Source organism: Moorena producens 3L (genome assembly GCF_000211815.1).
Lineage (GTDB): Bacteria > Cyanobacteriota > Cyanobacteriia > Cyanobacteriales > Coleofasciculaceae > Moorena > Moorena producens.
On the sequence record NZ_GL890907.1, the window covers coordinates 19,521 to 43,328 of the forward strand.

At 45.9% G+C, this 23,808-nt stretch carries 29 protein-coding genes; 22 read left to right on the plus strand and 7 right to left on the minus strand.

The window, feature by feature from the left end:
• Nucleotides 1–44 precede the first annotated feature (44 nt).
• The 5 genes from LYNGBM3L_RS13800 (at nucleotide 45) to LYNGBM3L_RS13820 (ending at nucleotide 3,904) form a co-directional block, all read left to right on the plus strand.
• On the plus strand, nucleotides 45–1,289 hold the full coding sequence (locus LYNGBM3L_RS13800) for a phage tail sheath family protein (protein WP_008184125.1): 1,245 nt from the start codon (nucleotides 45–47) through the stop codon (nucleotides 1,287–1,289).
• 171 nt (nucleotides 1,290–1,460) lie between these two features.
• On the plus strand, nucleotides 1,461–2,618 hold the full coding sequence (locus LYNGBM3L_RS13805) for a phage tail sheath family protein (protein WP_008184129.1): 1,158 nt from the start codon (nucleotides 1,461–1,463) through the stop codon (nucleotides 2,616–2,618).
• A gap of 96 nt (nucleotides 2,619–2,714) precedes the next feature.
• Entirely contained in the window at nucleotides 2,715–3,173 is a 459-nt protein-coding gene (locus LYNGBM3L_RS13810; RefSeq protein WP_008184132.1) for a phage tail protein, read from the plus strand.
• 220 nt (nucleotides 3,174–3,393) lie between these two features.
• Nucleotides 3,394–3,600, plus strand: a complete 207-nt coding sequence (locus tag LYNGBM3L_RS47375; protein ID WP_229414480.1) for a hypothetical protein — start codon at nucleotides 3,394–3,396, stop codon at nucleotides 3,598–3,600.
• Entirely contained in the window at nucleotides 3,542–3,904 is a 363-nt protein-coding gene (locus tag LYNGBM3L_RS13820) for a hypothetical protein (RefSeq protein WP_044493148.1), read from the plus strand. The genes LYNGBM3L_RS47375 and LYNGBM3L_RS13820 overlap by 59 nt, the downstream gene beginning before the upstream one ends.
• Nucleotides 3,905–3,995: 91 nt before the next feature.
• Here the strand turns inward: LYNGBM3L_RS13820 and LYNGBM3L_RS40630 are convergent, their stop codons facing one another.
• On the minus strand, nucleotides 3,996–4,205 hold the full coding sequence (locus LYNGBM3L_RS40630) for a hypothetical protein (RefSeq protein ID WP_154659779.1): 210 nt from the start codon (nucleotides 4,203–4,205) through the stop codon (nucleotides 3,996–3,998).
• A gap of 202 nt (nucleotides 4,206–4,407) precedes the next feature.
• Here LYNGBM3L_RS40630 and LYNGBM3L_RS13825 point away from each other — a divergent pair, with 202 nt between their 5' ends.
• The 10 genes from LYNGBM3L_RS13825 (at nucleotide 4,408) to LYNGBM3L_RS33940 (ending at nucleotide 15,095) form a co-directional block, all read left to right on the plus strand.
• On the plus strand, nucleotides 4,408–4,962 hold the full coding sequence (locus LYNGBM3L_RS13825; protein WP_229414482.1) for a phage tail protein: 555 nt from the start codon (nucleotides 4,408–4,410) through the stop codon (nucleotides 4,960–4,962).
• Nucleotides 4,962–6,365 (plus strand): hypothetical protein, encoded by a 1,404-nt coding sequence (locus LYNGBM3L_RS13830; RefSeq protein ID WP_008184141.1) that lies wholly within the window; start codon nucleotides 4,962–4,964, stop codon nucleotides 6,363–6,365. Before LYNGBM3L_RS13825 ends, LYNGBM3L_RS13830 begins: the two co-directional genes overlap by 1 nt.
• Complete coding sequence (locus LYNGBM3L_RS13835; protein WP_008184143.1) at nucleotides 6,356–7,207, plus strand: CIS tube protein; 852 nt, start codon at nucleotides 6,356–6,358, stop codon at nucleotides 7,205–7,207. The genes LYNGBM3L_RS13830 and LYNGBM3L_RS13835 overlap by 10 nt, the downstream gene beginning before the upstream one ends.
• Before the next feature lie 8 nt (nucleotides 7,208–7,215).
• Nucleotides 7,216–8,289: a phage late control D family protein gene (locus tag LYNGBM3L_RS13840; RefSeq protein WP_008184145.1), complete on the plus strand. Its 1,074-nt coding sequence runs from the start codon at nucleotides 7,216–7,218 to the stop codon at nucleotides 8,287–8,289.
• Nucleotides 8,290–8,311: 22 nt separating this feature from the next.
• On the plus strand, nucleotides 8,312–8,539 hold the full coding sequence (locus tag LYNGBM3L_RS43465) for a hypothetical protein (RefSeq protein ID WP_154659780.1): 228 nt from the start codon (nucleotides 8,312–8,314) through the stop codon (nucleotides 8,537–8,539).
• Between the two features lie 74 nt (nucleotides 8,540–8,613).
• Nucleotides 8,614–9,453: a phage baseplate assembly protein V gene (locus LYNGBM3L_RS34890; RefSeq protein ID WP_008184148.1), complete on the plus strand. Its 840-nt coding sequence runs from the start codon at nucleotides 8,614–8,616 to the stop codon at nucleotides 9,451–9,453.
• A gap of 388 nt (nucleotides 9,454–9,841) precedes the next feature.
• Nucleotides 9,842–10,267: a PAAR domain-containing protein gene (locus LYNGBM3L_RS13850; protein WP_008184150.1), complete on the plus strand. Its 426-nt coding sequence runs from the start codon at nucleotides 9,842–9,844 to the stop codon at nucleotides 10,265–10,267.
• Nucleotides 10,268–10,282: 15 nt separating this feature from the next.
• Entirely contained in the window at nucleotides 10,283–10,675 is a 393-nt protein-coding gene (locus LYNGBM3L_RS13855; protein WP_008184152.1) for a GPW/gp25 family protein, read from the plus strand.
• 13 nt (nucleotides 10,676–10,688) lie between these two features.
• Nucleotides 10,689–11,048, plus strand: coding sequence for a hypothetical protein (locus LYNGBM3L_RS13860; RefSeq protein WP_044493151.1), 360 nt, complete (start codon nucleotides 10,689–10,691; stop codon nucleotides 11,046–11,048).
• A 96-nt stretch (nucleotides 11,049–11,144) separates the two neighbouring features.
• Nucleotides 11,145–15,095 (plus strand): putative baseplate assembly protein, encoded by a 3,951-nt coding sequence (locus tag LYNGBM3L_RS33940; protein WP_008184156.1) that lies wholly within the window; start codon nucleotides 11,145–11,147, stop codon nucleotides 15,093–15,095.
• A gap of 254 nt (nucleotides 15,096–15,349) precedes the next feature.
• Here LYNGBM3L_RS33940 and LYNGBM3L_RS43470 read toward each other — a convergent pair whose 3' ends face one another.
• On the minus strand, nucleotides 15,350–15,496 hold the full coding sequence (locus LYNGBM3L_RS43470; RefSeq protein WP_008184157.1) for a hypothetical protein: 147 nt from the start codon (nucleotides 15,494–15,496) through the stop codon (nucleotides 15,350–15,352).
• A gap of 162 nt (nucleotides 15,497–15,658) precedes the next feature.
• Here LYNGBM3L_RS43470 and LYNGBM3L_RS34895 point away from each other — a divergent pair, with 162 nt between their 5' ends.
• Nucleotides 15,659–17,743 (plus strand): LamG-like jellyroll fold domain-containing protein, encoded by a 2,085-nt coding sequence (locus tag LYNGBM3L_RS34895; RefSeq protein WP_008184160.1) that lies wholly within the window; start codon nucleotides 15,659–15,661, stop codon nucleotides 17,741–17,743.
• On the opposite strand, the gene LYNGBM3L_RS13880 is transcribed toward LYNGBM3L_RS34895, so the two are convergent.
• On the minus strand, nucleotides 17,740–17,964 hold the full coding sequence (locus LYNGBM3L_RS13880) for a hypothetical protein (protein ID WP_008184162.1): 225 nt from the start codon (nucleotides 17,962–17,964) through the stop codon (nucleotides 17,740–17,742). The two genes, LYNGBM3L_RS34895 and LYNGBM3L_RS13880, sit on opposite strands and share 4 nt — an antisense overlap.
• Nucleotides 17,965–18,061: 97 nt before the next feature.
• Here LYNGBM3L_RS13880 and LYNGBM3L_RS13885 point away from each other — a divergent pair, with 97 nt between their 5' ends.
• The 3 genes from LYNGBM3L_RS13885 (at nucleotide 18,062) to LYNGBM3L_RS13895 (ending at nucleotide 21,733) form a co-directional block, all read left to right on the plus strand.
• Nucleotides 18,062–18,715: a phage tail protein I gene (locus tag LYNGBM3L_RS13885; protein WP_008184168.1), complete on the plus strand. Its 654-nt coding sequence runs from the start codon at nucleotides 18,062–18,064 to the stop codon at nucleotides 18,713–18,715.
• A 16-nt stretch (nucleotides 18,716–18,731) separates the two neighbouring features.
• Nucleotides 18,732–21,296 carry a tail fiber domain-containing protein gene (locus LYNGBM3L_RS13890; RefSeq protein ID WP_008184175.1) on the plus strand — a complete coding sequence of 855 codons (2,565 nt, stop codon included), beginning with the start codon at nucleotides 18,732–18,734 and terminating at the stop codon, nucleotides 21,294–21,296.
• Between the two features lie 215 nt (nucleotides 21,297–21,511).
• On the plus strand, nucleotides 21,512–21,733 hold the full coding sequence (locus LYNGBM3L_RS13895; RefSeq protein ID WP_008184176.1) for a hypothetical protein: 222 nt from the start codon (nucleotides 21,512–21,514) through the stop codon (nucleotides 21,731–21,733).
• 135 nt (nucleotides 21,734–21,868) lie between these two features.
• Here LYNGBM3L_RS13895 and LYNGBM3L_RS43475 read toward each other — a convergent pair whose 3' ends face one another.
• Both LYNGBM3L_RS43475 and LYNGBM3L_RS43480 read right to left on the minus strand, forming a co-directional pair.
• Entirely contained in the window at nucleotides 21,869–22,024 is a 156-nt protein-coding gene (locus LYNGBM3L_RS43475; protein ID WP_154659781.1) for a hypothetical protein, read from the minus strand.
• Entirely contained in the window at nucleotides 21,978–22,196 is a 219-nt protein-coding gene (locus LYNGBM3L_RS43480) for a hypothetical protein (protein ID WP_008184180.1), read from the minus strand. The genes LYNGBM3L_RS43475 and LYNGBM3L_RS43480 overlap by 47 nt, the downstream gene beginning before the upstream one ends.
• Nucleotides 22,197–22,313: 117 nt before the next feature.
• Here LYNGBM3L_RS43480 and LYNGBM3L_RS45700 point away from each other — a divergent pair, with 117 nt between their 5' ends.
• The 3 genes from LYNGBM3L_RS45700 to LYNGBM3L_RS13910 all read left to right on the plus strand — a co-directional run bounded on the left by LYNGBM3L_RS45700 (nucleotide 22,314) and on the right by LYNGBM3L_RS13910 (nucleotide 23,184).
• A complete protein-coding gene (locus LYNGBM3L_RS45700; RefSeq protein WP_008184181.1) occupies nucleotides 22,314–22,481 on the plus strand; it encodes a hypothetical protein in 168 nt (55 codons plus the stop codon).
• A gap of 63 nt (nucleotides 22,482–22,544) precedes the next feature.
• Nucleotides 22,545–22,808 carry an AbrB/MazE/SpoVT family DNA-binding domain-containing protein gene (locus LYNGBM3L_RS13905; protein WP_008184183.1) on the plus strand — a complete coding sequence of 88 codons (264 nt, stop codon included), beginning with the start codon at nucleotides 22,545–22,547 and terminating at the stop codon, nucleotides 22,806–22,808.
• Nucleotides 22,795–23,184, plus strand: coding sequence for a type II toxin-antitoxin system VapC family toxin (locus LYNGBM3L_RS13910; RefSeq protein WP_008184185.1), 390 nt, complete (start codon nucleotides 22,795–22,797; stop codon nucleotides 23,182–23,184). Before LYNGBM3L_RS13905 ends, LYNGBM3L_RS13910 begins: the two co-directional genes overlap by 14 nt.
• 203 nt (nucleotides 23,185–23,387) lie before the next feature.
• On the opposite strand, the gene LYNGBM3L_RS48630 is transcribed toward LYNGBM3L_RS13910, so the two are convergent.
• Nucleotides 23,388–23,513: a hypothetical protein gene (locus LYNGBM3L_RS48630; protein WP_267872028.1), complete on the minus strand. Its 126-nt coding sequence runs from the start codon at nucleotides 23,511–23,513 to the stop codon at nucleotides 23,388–23,390.
• Nucleotides 23,503–23,736, minus strand: coding sequence for a type II toxin-antitoxin system Phd/YefM family antitoxin (locus LYNGBM3L_RS13920; RefSeq protein ID WP_008184190.1), 234 nt, complete (start codon nucleotides 23,734–23,736; stop codon nucleotides 23,503–23,505). Before LYNGBM3L_RS13920 ends, LYNGBM3L_RS48630 begins: the two co-directional genes overlap by 11 nt.
• Nucleotides 23,737–23,808 lie beyond the last annotated feature (72 nt).

The following is a 23,808-nucleotide window of genomic DNA, read 5'->3' on the forward strand; positions in this document are numbered from 1 at the left end:
CTCACATCCAGCCTTTGATTTGACTTATTCAAGGAGTAGAGAAAATGCCAACCTATTTATCGCCCGGTGTATACGTCGAGGAAGTTTCCTCCGGTTCTGCTCCAATTGTGGGAGTGGGGACCAGCACAGCAGGTTTTATCGGTGTCGTACCGGACTCGATAGACGTTCCAGAACCAAACCCTGCCTATGACCCAAGCCAAGACATAGATCCAACCAATAATCCAGCTCATATTACAAAGCCTTTTTCATCTCCTGTTACTAGTGGTGAGGTAAAGCTGTGTACTAACTTTGGTGAGTTCAAGAAGTTCTTTGGAGACTTCTCAACCGATCCAGGTCAGCGTCAGCTAGCTCACGCCGTCTATGGATTCTTTAACAACGGTGGTACTCGCTGCTATGTGGTGCGGGCAGCAGCAGAGAGTGAGATTACGGCTGACTTCCTAGAAAATACATTTGAGCCTATTGACGAAATTGCGATCGTTGCTGCCCCTGGCATTACCAACAGCAGTGTTGTCGATGCCATCATCACTCACTGTCAACAGAAGACCCAGGATCGCTTCGCTATCTTGGATAGTCAGGAAAATTTGGATGATACTTGGAAAACCATGCAACCAGGGGATGGCAATGTACCTAGCAAATCTGATTATGCCGCTTTTTACTTCCCCTGGATTCAAGTCTTCGATCCAGCCACCAACACACAGAACCCCAAAGGCGATGGTCTGCTCTATGTAGCGCCCAGTGGTCATCTCGCCGGTCTCTATGCCCGCGTCGATACACAACGAGGAGTCCACAAAGCCCCAGCGAATGAAACAATATTAGGAGCATTGGGTCTCAAGTACAACATCAGCAAAGCCCAGCAGGATGGACTCAACCCTCAAGGCATCAATTGCATCCGTAATCTCAATGGCAATATTCGAGTCTGGGGAGCACGCACCATCGGTGGTGATGCCAATGGAGAATTTAAGTACATCAACGTCCGCCGCCTGTTCAATTATCTGCGGGAATCTATTGACGAAGGTACTCAGTGGATGGTATTTGAACCCAATAATCCTGAACTTTGGGCGCAGATTACCCGTAATATTAACGCCTTCCTAACCAATGTCTGGAGTACAGGGGCTTTATTTGGGAATACACCTGAGGAAGCCTTTTACGTCAAGTGTGATGAAGAGACCAATCCCCCAGAAGTCAGAGATTTAGGTCAGGTGGTAACAGAAATTGGTGTAGCAGTGACCAAGCCAGCTGAATTTGTGATCTTCCGCCTGAGCCAGTGGGCAGGACCTAGTGGTAGCTAGGCCAGTAGGGAGTAGGGAGTAGGGAAGTAGGGAGTAGGGAGTAGGGAGTAGGGTTTTTTTGCTCAAAATCTTCCCACAGCGCGCGCCCGGGTCCCACCCCAAAGCTTACACCCCAAAGCTTACACCCCAAAGCTTACACCCCAAATCCATAGGAACAAGGAAGATCAAAGTATGGTAACTTCCCAGCAACTGACACCAGGTGTCTACCGAGAGGAGATATTCCCTAAACCAGCCCCTGGACTGTTCACAGGTGTACCTGTATTCCTAGGGTTTGCCGAGACTGGACCAATTAACTCCCCGCAGTCACTTACCCTATGGTCCCAATTCACAGAAACTTTTGGTCAGCCTCTAGCTGACGGTTACCTAGCTTATGCTGTGCGTGGGTTCTTTGAGAATGGTGGCAGCTTCTGCTTGGTTGTGCGGCTAGAAGACACAGTTTCTATCACAGAAGCACTGGGAGGACCGGGAGATGATAGTGGAGGACTAGGAGCGATCGCATCCTTGAATGAGATCGATTTGGTCTGTGTGCCAGATCTAATGCGGGGAAACCCTGACCAGGATGACGTGTTGAGGATGCAGAATGTCATCTTAGAACACTGTGATCTGCTTGGCGATCGCTTTGCCATCTTAGACTCGCTCCCTCCAGTAGCAGTACAGGTGACTCAGTCTCTAGAGAGGGTAACAGAGCAAAGGTCGAAACTGCAAGGCAAAAACGGTGCTTTGTATTATCCCTGGATTAAAGCTGAAAACGGTCCCGACTGGATGCCCCCCTGTGGTCACATTGCTGGAGTTTACGCCCGTAGCGATCAACAATTTGGCGTTCACAAAGCACCAGCCAACGAAACTATTGAAGGAATAGTGGATCTAAAGTTCAATCTGACCAATCGCGAGCAGGACATTCTCAATCCCCTTGGGGTTAATTGCCTGCGTGCCTTTCCCGGACGAGGTATTCGAGTTTGGGGAGCACGTACCCTCAGCGATGAAGCGAATTGGATCTATGTCAACGTAAAACGGCTATTCCTGACAGTGGGCAGATGGCTGGAACTGAACCTAGCAGATCTGGCCTTTGAGCCAAACGAGCTGAAGTTATGGGTACGGATTGAGCGAGAGTTGACCGCCTATTTTGAAGACTTACTCCAGCAAGGTGCCCTTAAAGGACCAACAGAACAAACAGCTTTCTACATTAAATGTGATGCTGAAACTAACCCACCCGAAGTGCGGGAAGCAGGGATGGTAGTCACAGAAATTGGTCTAGCACCTGCTATTCCCAGTGAGTTTATTACTGTGCGTATTATTCTCGGTGCTAGTGGTGTGAAAGTAGCAGCATAGGTCTGGGTTAGCAAGGCAATAGGCAACAGGCAACAGGCAATAGGCATGCTAGCAACAGTCAACAGCAATTATTAGGATATTAGGAGGTTTTTGACGATGGTATTTTCTCGAAAAGATCCATACAGAGGTTACAACTTCAAAGTAGAAATCGATGGTATCACCCGCGCCGGTTTCAGAAGCTGCTCAGGGATAGACACCACTCAGGAAATTAGCACCTATCGAGAGGGTACCGATAGAATGCTGAATATGCGCCAAATCCCTGGTATGCTCACCCTCTCCCAAGTCACTCTCAGTCGCGGCATTACTGATGACAGGGAATTATGGGACTGGCGAACCAAGGTAGCAACCGCGAAAGACCCCTCCGAGTATCGCAAAAATATGTCTATCGTCCTCTGGGATGATGCCGGAAATGAAAAAGTGCGCTGGAACCTGATCAACTGTTGGCCAGTTAAGTGGACAGGCCCAAGCCTTGATGCTACTTCCAATGAATTAGCCATTGAAACCCTCGAAATTGTCCACGAAGGGGTTACCGTAGAAAACGGTAAATGGCAGTAGGGAATAGGGTGTAGGGTGTAGGGTGTAGGGTGTAGGGTGTAGGGTGTAGGGTGTAGGGTGTAGGGTGTAGGGTGTAGGGAGTAGGGAGTCGGGAGTCGGGAGTGTCAATTAGGTTTCGTTAGATTCCGCGCTTTGCTGCAAGCAACCTACACCTGTTACCAACTGCCAATTCCCAATTCCCAATTCCCAATTCCCGTTCCCCTCCTGGGAGGGGTTAGGGGTGGGTTCCGATTCCCGATTCCCAATTCTAAATTCTAAATTCTCAATTCCCGACTCCCGACTCCCGATTCCCGACTCCCGATTCCCGATTCCCAATTCCCGATTCCCAATTCTAAATTCTAAATTCTCAATTCTAAATTCCCCACAAGATAATGCAGACAGAGTTTCCTTTTACCCTACCCCAGGGCTACGTAGATTCGGAGGGTAATCTCCATCAAGAAGGCATGATGCGGATGTCCACAGCCTACGATGAGATTATGCCCTTAAAAGACCCTAGGGTTCAGGCTAATCCAGGTTACTTGGTGATTATCCTGCTGTCGCGGGTGATCACTCGTCTGGGCAGCTTAGACTATATCAATCCCGTCATGATTGAGGGTCTATTCTCGGCTGACTTAGCCTATCTGCAAGACCTCTATCAACGGATTAACCAAAATGGTCACAGCCGCCTTTTAGTTTCTTGTCCTCATTGTCAAGGAGAGTTTGAAGTGGAGACTGCTACGTTGGGGGAGTAACTTGCTACCCCTCCGAGAGGCTGTTAGAGGAGGTAGCCTATATTGCTTATCACTTGCACTGGTCCTACGACCAGATTATGAGTCTGGATCATCAAGAAAGACAGCGCTGGGTGGCACAAGTGGCAAGTATTAATGAGAAGTTGAATGAGCAGATAATTGGGTAATGGGTAATGGGTAATGGGTAATGGGTAATGGGTAATGGGTAATGGGTAATAGGTAATAGGGAATAGGGAATAGGGAATAGAAAATAGGGAATAGGGACTTCGGAGCAGGGACTTCGGAGCAGGGAGCAGTGAAACAATTATGTGTACCTCATTTGCTAGTCGCAATCGCGCCGAAGCGTGAGGGACTAAGATCTGGCACCAGTACAAAAAAACTTAATAACGGCAGTGATAACAATCAATTTCAGTACTTAAAAAGTCAAATCTTATCACTGTTCCCTGTTCCCTATTTCCTGTTCCCTACCTTGACAGGTAAATTTTAAACTTGAATTGTAGGAGTGAATGATGGCAAGTTTAGCATCGGTTGTGCCTTTAGGAGCAAACGCGGCTTACGCTGGAGTAACTGGGGCGTTGGGAGCTCGCCTTGATCCCTACCAAGGCTTTAACTTCCTGATTGAAATTGAGGGGTTAGTGACTGGTGGGTTTATCGAAGTCAGGGGTCTAGAAAGTGAGATTGAACTAGAGGAGCGTCCTGAGGGAGGTCAGAATCGGTACGTTCATCAGCTACTAGGTCGAACCAAATATCCGAATTTGACCCTCAAACATGGTTTGACAGGTATTGACAGTTTGTGGACTTGGTATCAGGCCACTAGCCGGGGTGTAATTCGGCGCAAGAACGGCACAATTATGCTGCTAGACCGCCAACAGATACCAGCCATGTATTGGAATTTCAAGCAGGCTTTGCCAGTGAAGTGGACTGGTCCAGAGTTTAATGCCAGCAGCAATGAAATTGCTTTCGAGACCATTGAGTTAATTCACAAGGGGATTAGCAAACCACTTCTGAGTCAAGCACTATCTGGAGGACGAGCCGTTGCTGGACTAGCGGGAGCATTGTGATGGCATCTCAACCTCAGGTCAGTAACAATCAGACTTGGTCAGAGAGTCTCAACCCACAACTGACGAGGCGACTTCTGCGCCCAATCGTCAGCCCTGGTGTGATTGGTACTCAAGTCGCAGGGTCAATTATCTCCCGGGTCCAAGGGATGACCAACCAACTGCCCTTAATGGCTAAGTTGATTCAACGCCAGCATCGGTTAGAGGGTCAATCAGCAGAAGCAGTTCCTATCGTCTATGCTCAGCCAATCCGGCCAGCAGCAGAACCGGTAGAGACGGGACATGTTACTTCTCCAATTACCTCTACCAATGTGGCCTCTGGAACTAAAGTAACAGGAGAAGAACTACCTTTGAGATCAACTAGATTTCAGGTGGAAAAAGAAACCTCAGTACAAAAAAGTACAGGGTCAAATTCCCAGAAATCTACAGAAAACCCTACACCCCAAACTTCAAGTTCAATCCCCTCTGAAAGGGGCAAATCTGGGACAAAACCATTAATTGTCCAGGCAAAATTTGTCAACTCCACTAAGAGGAATTCCCGGAGAGTAGATTCTGATAACAAACCCCTAGTTTCTGGTCTTGAATCGTCTAGGGAAACTAGACTATCCTCTGACTTATCCTGGCCAGTTGTGCAAGCCAAACCCATAGACTTCTTGCAGAAGTCGGGAACAGGGAACAGGGAACAGGGAACAGTGGACAAGAATTTAGACAAACACTATCAGAAAACTACTTTACAGTCTAAGCGATCGCTAGGCAGTTCCGGAAACCTGACCCAGTCGCCAGTGATTCAACGCTCCCCAAAGCGATCGCTAATTAAAGAGATAGTTTCTAGCCCATCCCAGGGAAACCAGCCACTGATTCAACGCACTCCGGAGCGACCAGTGATCAAGGAGATAGTCAACAGCCCATCCCAGGGAAACCAGCCACTGATTCAACCCACCCCCGAGCGACCAGTGATCAAAGAGATAGTCAAGAGCCCATCCGAAGGAAACCAGCCACTGATTCAACGCTCCCCGGAGCGACCAGTGGTTAGAGAAATTTCAGGAAAAGATGGTTATCAATTATCTGCTCCCCTGATTTTTTCTGCCTCTGGGGTCAATAGAACGTCAGTTTCTGGCAACGGACTAGGAGTTAGTAGTGGCCCATCTATGGCTCATAATGGCTCTGGAGTTATCCAAAGAATGCCATCTGTCAACGGTGCATCAGTATCAACACCTGTATCAACTACTAGGTTACAGGCAAATACCGTGATTCAGAAAGCATCAGAAAATACTTCAGCCGCTACCACAAATAATCAGTCTGTGGAGGACATTGATGTTGATGAACTAGTAGACAAAGTACACCATAAACTGATGCAGCATCTGACCATAGAAAGTGAGCGGAGGGGATTAACACAATGGCATTAACAGGGTTTAAGAATCTAGCCCAAAAAACACTAAACCAAACCAAAGGATTAACAAGTAGCCTCTTCGGCGCAGAGTTAGATAAATTAACCATCCTCAAGGAGCAGCCAGGAAAAAGATGGCAGATGGTTTTTCCAGAAAACAAACCAATGCCTCTATTCAATCCTAATGAAATTCAAATTACCAAGACAACCCAATGGCGTCATGAAACTCTCAAAAACCGCGATCGCGGTGATACTAAATTTATTGGTGGGGATCCAGCAACCCTGACTCTCGACCTGTTTTTTGACACCTACGAGGGACTACCTGAGAGTATATCCGGGGGCGGCAGCTCTCCCCTCAAACGAGTTGCATCGGGAGCGGCAACAGCGGCTTCATCTTTAACTGGTGTGTATGGATTATCAGCACCCAATGCCGTAGATGTTCGAGAGTATACGAATAAGATTTTTGAGTTGACTCTGATTGACTCTGATTTAAAACGCCCCCCTGTATGTGAACTGTGGTGGGGGGCATTTAACCTGATTTTTAAGGGGTATCTCGGACAACTAACCCAGCGCTTTACTATGTTTACCCCTAATGGGATGCCAGTCAGGGCCGCTCTCAACTGTACTTTCCAGCAGTTCATCCCTGAAGAGGATGAGGAACGGGAAAAGCCCAGTTCTCTAGCACGGGATGACGACCCGATCCATGTTGTCCGACGTGGAGAAACCCTGAGCAGCATTGCGGGTGTTGAATATAATGACCCGAGCTTCTGGCGAGAGATTGCCAAGGCTAATGGGATTACTAATCCCCGTAACCTGACACCAGGTCAAGTTCTGACCATCCCGGTACTTAATCTAACCTAAAATTAACCATGCTCTCGACACCTCCTCAAGCTAGTACCAATAGCATCGCTACCTCAGTCCCTGGCTTCAGAATTCTGATCAGGGGACAACAGTTGCGGTCTGATGTGATGGCAGTAATTGTGGATGAAAACGTTAGTACTCCCACTATGTTTACGATCAAGCTTGCCAACTGGGATCAAGAAAATCAGGAGTGGATTGATCCGCAACTGTTTAAGCTAGGCAATGAGGTAACGATTTTTATGGGCTACGGGGGTAGTGGAGGGAAACTGCAAAAATTGATGATGGGTCAGATCACCGGTCTGGAACCAGAATTTGCCCATGGGGAAATTCCTCTGTTGACAGTGCGGGGCTACGACTACAGTCATCGATTGCTTCGGGGTTACAACACTCGCTCGTTTACTAAAAAGAAAGACAGCGATATCGCTAGAGATATTGCCAAAAAAGCGGGTCTAAAGTATGGGGGAGTAACCACAAAGCTGGTTTTGGACTATGTACTACAGCATAACCAAACAGATATGGAGTTTCTTCAGACCCGTGCTCAACGACTTGGTTATGAGGTTGTGGTTCAAGATAAAACATTATATTTTCAGCCCCATCAGGATAAATCCAAGTCAGTGTTGACTCTAGTTCAACGAAAGGATCTGCTCAGTTTTTCTTCCCGACTGACCAGCTTGACCCAGGTGGGACAGGTGGAGGTGCGCGGTTGGAACCCGAAGGACAAGAAAGCCTTCATTGGGCGATCCAACCCTGGTTTTAGTACTAACAAAAGCGGTGCTAAGGCTGTAGATCCGGCTTTGGGTAGTCGAAAAAAAACCAGCGAACGTTTGTATCGCCCTGTGTTTAGTAGAGAAGAAGCTGAGCAAATCGCTCAGGGGGGATTTAATAACATGGCTCTGGAATACATCAGTGGGGAGGGCTTGTGTGTCGGACGCTCTGACTTGCGAGCAGGTACCGTTATTACTATCCAAGGGGTGGGCAAACAGTTTAGTGGTGACTACTATGTGACCTCCACCACCCATACCTATTCCCATAAACGAGGTTATCGCACAGCATTTAAGGTTAGGAGGAATGGGACATCATGATCTTTTATAGGGAGATGGGGAGATGGGGAGGTGGGGAGGTGGGGAGATGGGGAGTGTGGGAGATCACGAAAGTATAGCGGTTTCTAGTCTAATCAGGTACACAGGATTTTTTCACTATTCCCTGTTCCCGATTCCCGATTCCCGATTCCCGACTCCCGATTCCCGATTCCCGATTCTAAATTCTAAATTCGCGCATTCTAAATTCCCGATTCCCGACTCCCGATTCCCGATTCCCGATTCCCGATTCTAAATTCGCGCATTCTAAATTCTAAATTTCCGATTCCCTATAAAACCCATAACTATCTACTTAACAAACTATCAATTATGACAAGCATCGATTTACTAACTAATTTGCTAGGTCCCCCTGAAATACGAGGTCGTTTCTATGGGGTGACTATGGGAATAGTGACTAACAATGGCGATGAGGAAAACTTAGGCCGAGTCAAGGTCAAGTTTCCTTGGCTCTCAGATGATGATGAAAGCTATTGGGCTAGGGTGTTAACTCCCATGGCTGGTAATGACCGTGGTATTTACTTTTTGCCGGAAGTTAACGATGAGGTGCTGGTAGCTTTTGAACAAGGTGATATCAATTTTCCCTATATCCTAGGGGGGTTATGGAATGGCAAAGATCAACCCCCTGAGTCTCCTGAAAAAGACAAAGAAGATAGTAAAAAAAAGACTATTAATAAGCGTACAATAAAATCCCGTAGTGGTCATATTATTCGCTTAGATGATACTAAGGATGAAGAAAAAGTTGAGGTTATTTCCCATAATAAACATACTATCCGTTTAGATGATACTAAGGAAAAAGGTAAAATTGAAGTAATTGCTCAAAGTGGTCATGCTATTCGCTTAGATGATACTAAAGGTAAAGAAAAAATTGAGGTGATTGATAAAACTGGCAAGAATAGTATCATTATTAATACCAAAGACAATTCAATTACCATTGAGTCTAAGGAAGGTAAACTTAAACTTGGTGGTAAGGGGATCGAAATTATTTCCGAGGAAGATATCAAAATTACTGCCAAGAATAACCTGGATATGAAGACAGATAAGTCATTTAAAGTTGATGCTAATGGTAGCAAAATTGAAACTAAGAAGGGGATGCATTTTAAAGCTAGTAAAGACGTGAAGATTACCGGTAATACGGTATCAATTAATTAAGCAATCAGCTTTCAGGAATCAGCTTTCAGCAATCAGCTTTCAGGAATCAGCTTTCAGGAATCAGCTTTCAGCAATCAGCTTTCAGCAATCAGCTATTAGCTTATACCTTAACTTCACAGCGTCGAAGCTTGTGCCACTCTACTTGAGGTGCTTTTGAATAAAATATAGCGCAAGGCAATAGGCAATAGCTGAATATAATAGCTTTTGCTGCTTTTATAAATGTCAAGTGCTATAACCTAACAGCTGACCGCTGACTGCTGACCGCTGACCACTGACCACTGACCACTGACCGCTGACCACTGACCACTGACCACTGACCACTGACCACTGACCGCTGAAAGCTGAAAGCTGACCGCTGTTATTTAAGTTTTATGGAGTATGAAAAATCATGGGTAAACCGGCAGCCAGAAAAGGCGATTTAGTGGTGACATCTTGTACGCACCAAGTCCAGGGTCAACCACCTGCTCCTGCGCCGCCTATTGTAGCGCCAATGCCAATTCCTTTCCAAGGAAAATTCGAGCAAAAGTTGAGTAAAAAGGTCAAGATTGGTGGTAAATTGGTGGCCTTAAAGGGCAGCCAGGGAAAAACCCAGGTACACCCACCGATACCGCCACCGGGAACGTCACCAATCAAGTTTGTCAAGGAACCTAACAAAACAGCTGAAATTACTAAGGGTAGTTCTTCTGTGAAAATTGAGGGTAAACCAGTGGCGCGCATTGGTGACCCAGTTAAGACCTGTAGTGAATTACCCCCTCCCCACGGCACAGTATCCCCTGGGCCTGGTAAGCCGACGAAGGTATTTATTGGCGGTTGATAAGGAGATGTAACCATGACGACTACTGATTTTCTCGGAGTGGGATGGAATTTCCCCGTAGTACTCGACGAAAATAAACAAATCGAAATGGCCCAATATGAGGATAGTGTCCGCCAGTCGATTTGGATGATTCTGAGTACTTCTCCAGGAGAACGACTGATGCGCCCGGATTTTGGCTGCGGTATTCATGATTTAGTATTTGCCAGCAACAGCGCTGGGACAGCTGGACAATTAACAGTGGAGGTACGCCGAGCCTTGACCCAGTGGGAACCGCGCATTGAAGTTCTAGATGTAGGTGTCTACCCGGATGAGACCCAATTTAATCGTCTCCTGATAGAAATTAACTACCAAGTGCGCCGTACTAATAATCGCTTTAATTTAGTTTATCCATTCTATTTAGATTATTAATTTGGAGTGTGGGGTGTGGGGTGTAGGGTGTGGGGTGTGGGGTGTGGGGTGTGGGGTGTGGGGTGTGGGGTGTGCCACAGAATGCGATCGCATTCAAATTAATCACTCGGTTAATCTTCGGGTGGGCAGTGCCACAAAACGCGATCGCATTCAAATTAATCAGTCTCAAGCACTGCCCACCCTACATCTAGATCAACTTGTGATTAATCAAATGGTGGGGTGTGCCACAGAATGCGATCGCAACCAAATTAATCTTCGGGTGGGCAGTGCCACAAAACGCGATCGCATTCAAATTAATGCCATGATGCACTGCCCACCCTACATCTGTTCCCTAGGTGGGCAGTGCCAACAAATGCGATCGCAATCAAATTAATGCCATGATGCACTGCCCACCCTACATCTACTGTTCCCTGTTCCCTGTTCCCTGTTCCCTACTCCCTACTCCCTACTCCCTACTCCCTAATTTCTTATGCAAGCTCCAAAGATTGATCAACGTAGCTATGAAGACATCGTTACCTATACGGAGGCGTGCGCTAAGGCGTTCACAGACTGGCGTCCTTTGGCAGATAACAAGCCGGATGGTGGTCGGTCACTAATTCGTATTTTTGGTCATCTGGCAACGATTGTCAGCGATCGCATCAATCAAGTCCCGGATAAAAACTTCCTCGCCTTTCTGGATTTGATTGGCACTAGCATTGGACCACCTAGACCAGCGCGAGTACCCTTGACCTTTTATTTGGCAACTGGTAGCACAGAAGCCTTGGTTCCTGCTCAGACGGAGGTGGCAGCACCGCCCACAGAAGGAGAGGAAGAAGAGGTCATTTTCGAGACCGAGCGTGATTTAGCCTTGACCAATGTGCAGCTGCAAGCAGTGTTTGTGCGGGAACCAGAACAAGACCGCTATAGCGATCGCACTCAGCAAGCAACGGGTCAAGAAGATGCTGCTTTTCTAACCTTTGCAGGGGATCAGCCCATCGAACATTCCCTCTATTTGGCTTGTGACGAGCTGCTCACCTTACCTGAATCGAAAACTCTCACCCTAACCATTGACTCTCCTAATGCAGTTGGGTTAGCAGCAGTACCAATCACTTGGTCTTACTGGAATGGTGAGGTTTGGAAACCAATACTAGGAATTATTGAGGGCTTAGAGGTTGAAATTGGCTATGGTGAAGTTATCGTCCAACCTGGAAAGGCGATAGATTACCAAGGTCGAGAGATTAATCTCCTTGAAAAATATGACCTTGACCTGAGCAGCAACACCAATCAAACTAGGCTAGTAGTAATTTCCTACAGTGACTCAGAACCAGTGGTGGAACTGATTGCTGAGACCGATACTAGCAAACCAGCGAATAGTCATATCCGTTTGGCCCGTCTAGACATTGACGACCAGAACCAAATTAGCAAGTCCTTCCCAAGCTTGACTAATTCAGGTGACAGTGAGTGGGAAGTGTCCATTGAGAATCTGCCAGTCCCCAGTCAGGAGAGTATTAATGGGATCAATGCTGCCTGGCTTAAAGCTCAGCTTACCAATACTCCTTTACCTCCACCTCAGTTATTGCCACAGATCAATCACATTAGTGCCAGTGTGCAGATTAATGGCAGTGATGTAGCACCAGAGTTGTGCTTTTTCGATACCGATGAACTGGATCTGAGCAAAGATTTCTATCCCTTTGGTGAGGAACCTGGTTTCAACGATACCTTTTATCTGGCTAGTCAGGAGGTTTTATCCAAACCTGGAGCTGAAGTTACCGTTGATTTGGTTTTAAGTAGTGATGCTCCACCGGTTAATACCACTGGGGGTGTGGAAGTCCGCTGGGAAGTCTGGAATGGTAGTACTTGGGAGATAGTTAAACATAATAGTTCTGGTCTGTCTGCTGCCAACTTCACGATTGGCGGTGCATTTACTTTCACCCTCCCTGACCAGATGGGACCCCAGCCAGTAAATGGGGAAAGTAATTATTGGCTTCGTGCTCGGATTATCACGGGTAATTATGGTACTGAGGAAGCTACCGCAGAAGAAACCAGTACCACACTCCAGCCATCTCGTGCCATTAGCACCACACTCACTCAAGCTGTCAGCAGTGGAGCCAATACCCTACAGGTCAGTAGCGCTAGTGGCTTTCAAGATAATGACTCTATTCTGATTGGGGCAGACACTAGTCAACCGGAATATGCGCAAATTAGTAGTATTAGCTCTAATACCCTAACTCTGACCAATACTATCTATTCCGACCATGCCAGTGGAGCAACGGTGGAACTTTTTGAACAAGAGGTCAGCAGTGGTATCAACACCATCAAGGTAGATAGTGTCAGAGGTTTTTTGCCTAGCGATCGCATTCGGATTGATCCAGGTACTGACAAGCAGGAAGACTTGGAGATTGCTAGTATCAATTTCAACGAGAATACCCTCACCCTGACGAGCAACCTCACTCAATCTCATCCAGTGGAAACGAGTGTGGTACTCCTACCAGCCTCAGCTTTAGCTCCACCAGTGCTAAAATCCCTCACCCTAAGCTATAGCTACAACTCAGGTGATTCCCCTCTCTCAGCTTGCTTGACCTACAATGATTTCACTTATGTAGATTGCACCACTCAAGCTAACCAAGATGGCTCCCCCTTTGAGGCTTTTACTCCCACTCAAGACCTGAGACCCACCCTTTACCTAGGCTTTGACGCCCCCTTCGCCAACCGCTCCACCACTATCTATGCCCAGGTAGAACCCCCAGCACCAGGGGAATTGGCCACAAGTCCTACCATAACTCAGCCAGCAGTGGTAGTAGGAGAATATTCCAGCCCTGAATATACCAGTCCTGACCGTTGGATGCGTTTAGGCGTGGAAGCTGATGAAACCGCTGCCATGAGTCAACCGGGTTTAGTCCAGTTTATTGGACCAACTGACTTGACAAAGCAATCAGAATTTGGTAAAGAATTATATTGGCTGCGAATTCGCTGGCAAGGGGGTGATTTTAGAGTGCCACCCCGACTACGGCGGTTGCTGCTGAATACAACTTGGGCAACCCAGGCAACCACCATTGAGAATGAAATCCTTGGTTCGAGTAATGGGAATCCCAATCAGACCTTCTCCACCCTCCAATTTCCTGTGTTAGACGGTCAACAACTAGAGGTCCAGGAAGAGGAAGAAACGGATCTACAAGAGGAGGTGTGGTTAGTTTGGCAAGAAGTATCAGATTTCTATGGTTCCGGACCGGAAGACCGTCACTATGTTCTCAATCACCTGACGGGAGAAGTAAGCTTTGGCAACAACCAACAGGGAAGGATACCACCCCTAGGTAGCAACAATATCCGTATGGTTTACTACCGCACTGGTGGTGGTAAACAGGGTAATAAAGCAGCTGAGACTATCACCGAACTCAAGACCACAGTGCCTTATGTAGATAGTGTCACTAACCTAGAAGCTGCTAGTGGTGGAGCCGATCAGGAGTCTCTAGAGTGGGTGAAGGAACAAGGGCCGAAGACATTGCGCCATCGGTACAAAGCTGTAACTGCCGAAGACATTGAGGATTTGGTCTACCAAGCATCTACCGATGTAGCTAGGGCATGGGCAATTACTCCTGAATTTAACCCAAAAGACTTACAGTGGTTGCCAAACTACTACCTGCCGTTGGAGCAATCAGGGACGATCACGGTCAGTTTATGGTCCCAGGGTAATAATCCCCCAACCAGCTATCAGCTACAGGTCAAGATTAATGGTCCAGGACAGACCATAGCCTATGAGGAAAAAATCTTTACCGAGGAAGCTAGCGGACGCGAACTGAGTTACCCAGTCACACCCAGCCAATTCAGTCTTGGAAGCGAATGGTACGTGACTATGGTCAACTTGGGCGATGTTAACGTTAGCGGTGATGTCACCATCGAGTACCCTGATGGTTCTCTGACAGGAAATTTCAACCTACCCCCCAAGACCACAAGTGACCATGCTGACAATAGCCCTTATCTAGACAGAGACGATGTCGGTCAAGTGGAACTGATTATTCTACCGGATTCTTCAGCACGGCAACCTACTCCCAGTCTTGGTTTGCTCGACTTAGTAGAAGAATACATCCTGGCTCGCTGTGCCCCCACCCTAGACCTGCGAGTGACGGGACCCTATTGGGTAGAAGTTACAGTCACAGCTGAGGTTGTACCCCTCTCCTTAGACCTTGCCGAAGAAGTTGTAATTGGGGTCAACGATGCCCTGAACCACTTTTTACATCCCCTGACTGGTGGCGTGGATGGTCAAGGCTGGCCTTTTGGTCGTCAACCCCATAAATCAGACCTGTATCGGTTAATCGAATCCGTCCCAGGTGTGAATTATGTTAACTATCTCTCCATTGACCTAGGCGAGATACCTGAGGAACAAAGCAACCGATTCCTAATCTATTCCGGTGAACATCAGATTAGTTTGGGTCAGTCTTATTGAATTAAGAATGTATAATTAAGAATTAATAATGTAGAATTAAGAATGTAGAATTAAGAATTAATAATGTATAATTAAGAATTAAGAATGTAGAATTAAGAATTAAGAATGTAGAATTAAGAATGTAGAATTAAGAATGGTGAAGTTAGAAGTTAAAATGGTGAAGTTAGAAGTTAAAATGGTGAAGTTAGAAGTTAAAATGGTGAAGTTAGAAGTTAAAATGGTGAAGTTAGAAGTTAGAATTCACCATTCACCATTCACCATTCACCATTCACCATTCTGCCTTGTGCCTTGTGCCTTGTGCCTTGTGCCTTGTGCCTTGTGCCTTGTGCCTTGTGCCTTCTGCCTTCTGCCTTCTGCCTTCTGCCTTCTGCCTTGTGCCTTGTGCCTTCTGCCTTCACCATTCTAACTTCTAAATTCTGCCTTCACCATTCACCATTCTGCCTTCACCATTCTGCCTTCACCATTCTGCCTTCACCATTATAAATTCTACATTCTAAATTCTAAATTATAAATTATAAATTCTACATTCTACATTCTAAATTCTCACAACCAACTAATGACAAATGCCACTACCACTACCTAACCTAGATGACCGTACTTATGCTGACCTTTTGGAAGAGGCTATTTCTCTAATACCGAAAGAGTATCCTGATTGGACTGACCACAATCCTACTGACCCTGGCATCATCTTGATCGAGATGTTGGCTTGGTTGACGGAGATGGTGATTTACCGGACTAATCAGATTCCAGATGAAAACCAAAAAATGTTTCTGAAGCTGCTTAATGGTTCCCAGTGGCAGCTGGAAGGGGATTTGGAGACAGCAGTGCAGCAAACCATTGTGGATTTGCGGCAACGCTACCGGGCAGTCAGTAGTGAGGACTTTGAACAACTGGTACTACAAGACTGGCAGGAAACACCAACCGCTAAGGCTCTTGGTCCTTTTGGGGTAGTCGCTAGGGCTAAATGCATTTCTCAGCAGAATCTGGCTTTGAGTGAACCAACTGCCAGAGAAGAACCAGCCCCAGGAAACATTAGCTTGCTGGTGGTTCCTCAAACGTTGGCTGATAACTACAGTTTGCTCTCCTTTGATGGCCAGGATGATTATCTGGAAATCCCTCACTCAGACCAACTCAATTTTGCTAACGATCACGATTTTGCTATTGAACTTTGGGTAAGACCTGAAAAAGTACAATCTAGAACCCAAGAAACCCATAATAGTATCCTAGAAAAAGGTAGTGGTTCTGGGGGTTTTCCTTATGGGATTAGATATGAAAACCAATCGGGTAAATTACAGGTAACTAGAAGTGATGGTACTAACTTTGCTACCATTAGTTCTACCAAAGCGATTAATGATGACAACTTTCATCACGTTGCTTTTGTAAAAGATAGTTCAACACTGTACTTATATCTTGATGGAGAATTAGAAGGCTTTACTGAAGATATCACTTCAGATAATACAATTAATAATTCATCCCTTTATCTTGGCTGTCGAGGTAACCAAAGCAATTATTTCCAAGGCATAATTACTCAATTGCGGATTTGGGAGGGAGTCCGCTTGCAGGCAGACATTAAACAGGAGATGAATGACTTTCTTAAAGGTACAGAAAAGGGATTAGTTGGTTGCTGGGATTTGGGTGAAGGCTCTGGTAGCATTGCTAAGGATAAGACTGCTAACCAAAATCATGGAACTATCCAAGGAGCCAGTTGGTATCAACCCAATATCACTGCTTCACTGTTGCAAGGCTTATGGTCTTTCTTGGATGAACGGCGGTTGCTGACTGTACGCCATCACGTAGTTACCCCAGACTACCTACCCTTGCGAGTTTGGGCGCGACTCTATCTAGTGGCGGGGGGCAATGCCCAGCAGGTTCAAGACCAGGCAAACCAGGAAGCACAAGCTTTCTTCCACCCAGTTAATTCCCAGTCTTATTGGGATGGTCAGGGTTGGCCTTTTGGTAGGAGTATTTACGTTTCGGAGCTATATCAATTACTGGATCGCATCCCTGGAGTGGACTATGTCGAGGATGTCATGGTTCATACTCATGAGCTAACCACTACTGTTTTAACTCAGGCAAGCTCAAGATCCCAGACTCAGATTACGGTTCAAGACACCACCGGTTTTAACCTAGGGGATACTATTCAACTAGACCCCAGCAGTAGTGATCAGGAATACTATACTATTAGTAGTATTGAGGAAGGACTAAAACAATTGACCTTGTCTTCAGGTTTAAATAAAGCTTATGGACTAGGTACCATGGTTTTCCGTCCCCTTAGTTTTGAGATTACCGAAGTTATCTCCAACCTTGAGTTCAAGGTGAATCAAGTAACGGGATTGGCAGCGGGGGATACGGTTGGGATCATTCCTACTAATAGCAATCCAGAAAATCGAGAAATTGACACTGTTGATTTTTCCAGCAATAAAATTACCCTCAAACAAGCTCTCAGCCAAGCTCCAACCACAGGTACAAAGGTGGTTCAGTTAGGAACCTGGCGGGAGGAACGCAGTAAACCGAAAGACACCTACCAGTTTATCGAAAAAGAGCTGATCAGAGTTAAGCTTAAAAACTATGAGTTAGTAGACTTTAACGTAAAGTTGAATTTAGTAATCATGGAATACATAGGGGAGCAATGGCAATTAACTAGCTAGTAAGGGAACAGGGAATCGGGAATCGGGAATCGGGAATCGGGAATCGGGAGTAGGGAGTAGGGAACAGTGAGTGGAATCGTAGTAGGGTGGGCATTGCTCTCGGAAGCTCTTTGATCAGTTCCCGGATCAATTAAATGGGCAATGCCCACCGATGCCCTCAAGGAACTCCCAGGATGGAATAGGGAATCGGGAACAGGCAAGTGATCTCCCCATCTCCCCATCTCCCCATCTCCCCATCTCCCCACTATTCCCTATTCCCTATTCCCTATTCCCTTTTTCAACAATTCGTGTGTTTAAAACCTAGATACAAACGCGCTTATGTCCAACAACCCAAGTAGCTATCTAAACTATCTACCAGCTAACTTTCAGGAAGACCCTTTTGTTGGTCGGTTCCTGCTAGCGTTGGAGCGGGTAATGAGTGGCTTTTTACCCAGGGATACTGATGATCCGAATCCTGAGCAGTTGGCTCTAGAAGAGTACATTGACCGTATCCCTACTTACTTCAATCCCTATAATCATCCTGATTTACCAGTAGAGTCAGAGATAGCACCAACTGAGTTTATACCTTGGCTGGCCAGTTGGGTGGCTTTAAGTTTGCGAGATGATTGGAGTGAGGAGACTAAACGCCGATTTATCAGCAATATTGTGCCTCTCTATCGCCAACGAGGGACTAAGGCGGGAGTGAAGCAAATGCTAGAACTTTACACTCAAGAAGAGGTCAAAATCTACGAATTTGAACAACCTGCTCATTACTTCCAGGTGACAATCACCTTGAACGAGCGAGACCCTAAACTGCTGCAACGTCAGGAAGAGATTGCTAAGGCAATTGTGAATCAGGAGAAACCAGCTCACACCTTTTATGCTTTGCGGGTGTTAATACCCGGTATGCAAATTATTAATCAGCCCACTGAAAGTAAACCAGGCATCATCGTTGGGGAGACTACACTATTGGGCACCACAACGATATCGTAACTAAGGGAGAATTAAAATGGCAGATTATACTCAGTATCCTTACATTGACAAGCGAGTACGCTACTTCGATGGTGAGTTTTTAAAAGACCAGGATTTTATTGATGAACAAAAATATCATATTGACCGACAGCGCCGCCTAGACCAATTCCTCCGGGTTTCGGGCATTTGTGATGGTTTGACTCTTGAGACTGCTACTAATCAGGTGATTGTCAAACCTGGTACGGCTCTTGACAGTCAAGGCCGACAGATTATTCTGAGTACAAACTCTCCGCCAATTGATCTCAGTGCCCACAAAAATCAGGAAGTTTACTTAGTTATTTCCTATCAAGAAGAACAATCGGATCAGACAACTGATGGAGGTTTGGGTAGCAGTGGTGCCAGGCGCTGGCACGAAAAGCCCAATATCCAAGTTGCTACCCTGGGAAATGTGCCTGAGGACTCGATTGTTCTGACAAAGCTGGCAATTGATGGCAGCGGTAATGTGACTCCTGATCTCAGTGTACGCGAGTATTCTGGAGTGCGTTTGCCTAGTGGTAATTTGGATAGTGGTGCAATCACTGGACCGACCCTGCGTTCTGGTGGTAATAGTGCCAGTAGTTTGGTTGTTATTGATGGGGATTTGAGTGTCACTGGTGATACCACAGTAAATGGAAGTTTAAGCTTCAGCAGCAACACCTCTGGTGAGCGACCTCTGCTGATGGAAGCTCCCAACAGCAACAATCATCGCGGTGACGGTACTCAAGGGGCAACCGGCTTAGTCTATCGAGTCCAATCCAATCCCAATAACGGTGACCCGATCTTCCAAGTGAGAAGCGAAGGGGAATCAGTTCGTTTCTTTGTAGAGCATGATGGATGGACTGGCAGTGCAGACAATTCTGCATGGTTTGGAGGTACTGAAGATAACTACTTCGCAGGCAAGGTTGGTATCGGCACAACAGATCCAGGTTCATCAAAATTAAAAGTACAAGGGAATTTAACTGTCACTGGCAGCTTTAGTGCTAGCAGCAACACCTCTGGTGAGCGTACTCTGCTGATGGAAGCTCCCAACAGCAATAATCATCGCGGTGACGGTACTCAAGGGGCAACCGGCTTAGTCTATCGAGTCCAATCCAATCCCAATGCTGGTGAGCCTATCTTCCAAGTCAGAAGCGAAGGGGAAGCAGTTCGTTTATTTGTAGAGCATGATGGATGGACTGGCAGTGCAGACAATTCTGCATGGTTTGGAGGTACTAGAGATAACTACTTCGCAGGTAGCCTTGGTATCGGCACAACAGATCCAGGTTCATCGAAATTAAAAGTACAAGGGAAGTTGACGGTTAGCGCAGGCGAGATTCAACTCGATGGTGCTCAACAAATTGTCTTTACAAATAGTGACACTACCAACAACCTAAAATTGCAACTTTGGGATGGATACGGACTGGGTATCAATAGTCAGACTTTATTTTATGCTGCCAATGGCAACCACTCCTGGAGAGATACTAATGGCACTAATGAGAGAATGGTGTTAACCACAGCAGCCAATGGTGGTTTGACTGTCAAAGGTACAGGCAACTCTTCCTTTGCAGGTAGCCTTGGTATCGGGATAACTGGACCGAGCAAGAAGCTTCATGTGGAAAGCGGTGAATTGAGAGTTAGAGCCAGCCATAACAACGCAGATGCTGATATCGGGGCATTCTACGCCCAAAATCTCACCCAAGGGATTGGAATTGGCTACAATCGGATCGAAGCGATTGGAAGTAATACTGATCAGGATATTAACCTTATACCAAAAGGTAATGGAGAACTAATTGTAGATGGAATTGTTAGGGCAAAGGATGCCTTCAGACCTTCAACAAATGATTGGGAAATAGCCAGAAATGGTGAGAATCTAGAAATCAGGGAACCGGAGGAAAGTAATAAAGTTTGGGCAAGATTTACAGATGATGAGAGCTTTCATTTGATTGGCACACCTAATCTGTTGGTAGATGGTGAGATTCGTGCAGGTAATTCAGATATTTACTTTACAAAAACTAATCATAACCACACTGGAATAGGAAATGCTGATGGTTATGCTGCTATTGAGAATGCCGCCAACCACGATGCTCTGATGATTCTGGGAAGGAGTGGTACATCAGTGGGAAGGCAAGTTAAGCTCTGGGATTATTTAAAAGTCCACGGCAGTGTCTCAATTACAAACAGTTTATATGTTGGGTCTTTACCTTATCGTGATGATCGCAATGTGCAGTGGGATGACAGTACTAAACAAATATGTTACGACAATTCTTCCGCTAGATCGAAGGAAAATATCATTTCTCTGGAAGACGATTTTTCTAAAATTTTGACAGTAGAACCCAAGACTTATACACGACCTAACCATCCCAATCGTTGGGAAATTGGATACATTGCTGAAGAGCTTCACGAGATTGGTCTTAACAAACTTGTTTACTACGACCAACAGGGGTTACCTGAAGCAATTAATTACCGAAAAATCAGTATGTACTTAGTTGAAGTTATCAAAGATATGGCTCACAAGAGCAGCAACTATGAACAACGGATCAATCAATTGGAACTTCAACTAAATCAACTAGTGTCAGATGACTAAGTTGAGCAAGATTGGGAGGTAGGGTAAAATGATGGGATTGAAAGCCCAACCAAACAACAACAATCGTAGGGTGGGCATTGCTGATAAAGATCATTATTGAACACCGATCAATGAAATGGGCAATGCCCACCAATGCCCAACCAACCCAATATCCATAGTTTATTGACCACGATTTTTACCTAGAAATACCTTTTACTTACTGATTAAACTAAACCATGAAAGAAAAACTCGAACAACGCTTACAATCCCTAAAATCTGAATATGAAGCTGGTCAAAAAATGCTAGCCGAACTAGAAGCGAAACAAGCTAACCTCCGAGAAACTTTACTCCGGATCAGTGGCGCAATTCAGGTACTCGAAGAAACCTTAGGGGAACCGACTGATACAGCGGAAAACAACACTAAGCCATCGGAGGTAGTTGGTGCTCAAGTAGAGTAGGGAGTAGGGAATCGGGAATCGGGAGTCGGGAATCGGGAGTCGGGAGTCGGGAGATATATTGTAGGGTGGGCATTGCTGATAAAGATCATGATTCAACGCCGAACAATTAAATGGGCAATGCCCACCAATACCCAATTAGAATCGGGAATCGGGAATCGGGAATCGAATCGTAGGGTGGGCATTGCTGATAAAGATCATGATTGAACCCCGAACAATTAAATGGGCAATGCCCACCAATACCCAATCATAATCGGGAATCGGGAATCGGCAATCGAATCGTAGGGTGTGCATTGTTAATTACAATCATGATTGAACCCCGAACAATTAAATAGGCAATGCCCACCAATATCCAATCATAATCGGGAATCGGCAATCGAATCGTAGGGTGGGCATTGTTAATTACAATCATGATTGAACCCCGAACAATTAAATAGGCAATGGCCACCAATATCCAAAAATCCATGGGTACTCTGGTTGGTGGGCATTGCCCAGATGAATTCCGGCAGCATAGGGGGTTGGAAACAGGCTTTTCCCACCCTACAAAATGATCATGATTTAACGGCGAACAATTAAATAGGCAATGGCCACCAATACCAAAAATCCATGGGTGCTCTGGTTGGTGGGCATTGCCCAGGTGAATTCCGGCAGCATTTGGGGTGGGAAACCAGCAATGCCCACCCTACAGAATGCTACAAAATGCGTACGCACTAAGGAAATGGCCACGCTACGGGAACGAGGTTTATGTTAAGCTGTTCGGTGTAGCGTGGGTCCAAGGCTCACGGCTGACAGCTGACCCCTGAATGCTTAGGTTATGGAAACGACAAAATTGTTGAGTCAAGGTCAAGTTATTATTCCTAAGTCTCTGCGAGATGCTCATGACTGGGAAACAGGTCTTGAGTTAATCGCAATTGATACGGGAGATGGGATTCTTTTAAAACCGAAAAACCCTTTTCCAGAAACACTATTAAATCAAGTGGCTGGTTGTTTAAAGTATGACGGCACTCCTAAAAGTCTTGAGGATATGGATGAGGCGATTCGGCAAGGGATAGAGGAGTTATGGCATGATCGCTGTTGATACGAATGTAGTTGTTCGGCTATTGACTCAGGATGATCAGTTACAGTTCAACAAGAGTGTAGAGATTTTCAGGAAGCAAGAGGTTTTTATTGCAGATACGGTAATTCTAGAAACGGAATGGGTTTTGCGTTTTGCTTATAAGTTCAAACCCGCCGCTATCTGTCAAGGGTTGAGAAATCTTTTTGGTTTACCCAATGTTCATCTTAGCAACCCTAGCTTGATGGCTCAAGTTATTCAATGGCATGAAAATGGTTTAGATTTTGCTGATGCCTTTCATTTAGCCCTGAGTCAGCATTGTTCAGAGTTTTACACCTTTGATCAGAAATTTGCTAAAAAAGCTCAAGGGTTAACCCAATGTCGGGTAGATAAGCTCTAAAGAATGCGCGAATGCGCGAATTTAGTCGGGAGAATCTTTGGGTGGGCATTGCTGTTGAAAGAACAAAATTGTTCAGGGATCAATTAAATGAGCAATGCCCACCAATCCCCAAGCAGGGGTCAAGTATAATCGGGAATCGGCAATCGGGAATCGGCAATCGGGAATCGAATTTTTGGGTGGGCATTGCGCCGTTCAATCATGATTTAACGGCGATCAATTAAATGGGCAATGCCCACCAATGCCCACTTTTGGAGCATCGCACTAATCCGACCCCATGCAGTTAAAGTGCCTGATAGCTGATAGCTGACGGCTGAATACTTACGTTTCAAGAGTGTAGTTTTCTTCAACACAAAGCTGGTGCAATTGAGCGAAAGCCTCGGCTATTGAGGGCTTTTGACACTGCTGACGCCAAGCCAAGAACTCTTGAAAAGTCTGAGCCTCTACCACCACCGCCACCAGTTGATTGTGGTCGTAAATCAACTGAGGCTCAGTAGCTGTAGCAGTTATCAGTTCAGATAACTTTTGCTGTGCCTCTTCAATTCTCCAAACCATCAGCTTACCTCACTGCTTTATGCTTTGCGTCCGGGATTGCCTTCCAAGCTAATTTATTTAGCTACACCTACT

What these genes read in the sequence shown, in the direction of transcription:
- LYNGBM3L_RS13800 (WP_008184125.1), top strand. Translation starts at nt 45, where the DNA reads ATGCCAACCTATTTATCGCCCGGTGTATACGTCGAGGAAGTTTCCTCC.
- LYNGBM3L_RS13805 (WP_008184129.1), top strand. Translation starts at nt 1,461, where the DNA reads ATGGTAACTTCCCAGCAACTGACACCAGGTGTCTACCGAGAGGAGATA.
- LYNGBM3L_RS13810 (WP_008184132.1), top strand. Translation starts at nt 2,715, where the DNA reads ATGGTATTTTCTCGAAAAGATCCATACAGAGGTTACAACTTCAAAGTA.
- LYNGBM3L_RS13825 (WP_229414482.1), top strand. Translation starts at nt 4,408, where the DNA reads ATGATGGCAAGTTTAGCATCGGTTGTGCCTTTAGGAGCAAACGCGGCT.
- LYNGBM3L_RS13830 (WP_008184141.1), top strand. Translation starts at nt 4,962, where the DNA reads ATGGCATCTCAACCTCAGGTCAGTAACAATCAGACTTGGTCAGAGAGT.
- LYNGBM3L_RS13835 (WP_008184143.1), top strand. Translation starts at nt 6,356, where the DNA reads ATGGCATTAACAGGGTTTAAGAATCTAGCCCAAAAAACACTAAACCAA.
- LYNGBM3L_RS13840 (WP_008184145.1), top strand. Translation starts at nt 7,216, where the DNA reads ATGCTCTCGACACCTCCTCAAGCTAGTACCAATAGCATCGCTACCTCA.
- LYNGBM3L_RS43465 (WP_154659780.1), top strand. Translation starts at nt 8,312, where the DNA reads ATGGGGAGGTGGGGAGGTGGGGAGATGGGGAGTGTGGGAGATCACGAA.
- LYNGBM3L_RS34890 (WP_008184148.1), top strand. Translation starts at nt 8,614, where the DNA reads ATGACAAGCATCGATTTACTAACTAATTTGCTAGGTCCCCCTGAAATA.
- LYNGBM3L_RS13850 (WP_008184150.1), top strand. Translation starts at nt 9,842, where the DNA reads ATGGGTAAACCGGCAGCCAGAAAAGGCGATTTAGTGGTGACATCTTGT.
- LYNGBM3L_RS13855 (WP_008184152.1), top strand. Translation starts at nt 10,283, where the DNA reads ATGACGACTACTGATTTTCTCGGAGTGGGATGGAATTTCCCCGTAGTA.
- LYNGBM3L_RS33940 (WP_008184156.1), top strand. Translation starts at nt 11,145, where the DNA reads ATGCAAGCTCCAAAGATTGATCAACGTAGCTATGAAGACATCGTTACC.
- LYNGBM3L_RS43470 (WP_008184157.1), bottom strand. Translation starts at nt 15,496, where the DNA reads ATGGTGAAGGCAGAAGGCACAAGGCACAAGGCAGAAGGCAGAAGGCAG.
- LYNGBM3L_RS34895 (WP_008184160.1), top strand. Translation starts at nt 15,659, where the DNA reads ATGCCACTACCACTACCTAACCTAGATGACCGTACTTATGCTGACCTT.
- LYNGBM3L_RS13880 (WP_008184162.1), bottom strand. Translation starts at nt 17,964, where the DNA reads ATGGGGAGATGGGGAGATCACTTGCCTGTTCCCGATTCCCTATTCCAT.
- LYNGBM3L_RS13885 (WP_008184168.1), top strand. Translation starts at nt 18,062, where the DNA reads ATGTCCAACAACCCAAGTAGCTATCTAAACTATCTACCAGCTAACTTT.
- LYNGBM3L_RS13890 (WP_008184175.1), top strand. Translation starts at nt 18,732, where the DNA reads ATGGCAGATTATACTCAGTATCCTTACATTGACAAGCGAGTACGCTAC.
- LYNGBM3L_RS13895 (WP_008184176.1), top strand. Translation starts at nt 21,512, where the DNA reads ATGAAAGAAAAACTCGAACAACGCTTACAATCCCTAAAATCTGAATAT.
- LYNGBM3L_RS43475 (WP_154659781.1), bottom strand. Translation starts at nt 22,024, where the DNA reads ATGCACACCCTACGATTCGATTGCCGATTCCCGATTCCCGATTATGAT.
- LYNGBM3L_RS43480 (WP_008184180.1), bottom strand. Translation starts at nt 22,196, where the DNA reads ATGGATTTTTGGATATTGGTGGCCATTGCCTATTTAATTGTTCGGGGT.
- LYNGBM3L_RS45700 (WP_008184181.1), top strand. Translation starts at nt 22,314, where the DNA reads ATGGCCACCAATACCAAAAATCCATGGGTGCTCTGGTTGGTGGGCATT.
- LYNGBM3L_RS13905 (WP_008184183.1), top strand. Translation starts at nt 22,545, where the DNA reads ATGGAAACGACAAAATTGTTGAGTCAAGGTCAAGTTATTATTCCTAAG.
- LYNGBM3L_RS13910 (WP_008184185.1), top strand. Translation starts at nt 22,795, where the DNA reads ATGATCGCTGTTGATACGAATGTAGTTGTTCGGCTATTGACTCAGGAT.
- LYNGBM3L_RS13920 (WP_008184190.1), bottom strand. Translation starts at nt 23,736, where the DNA reads ATGGTTTGGAGAATTGAAGAGGCACAGCAAAAGTTATCTGAACTGATA.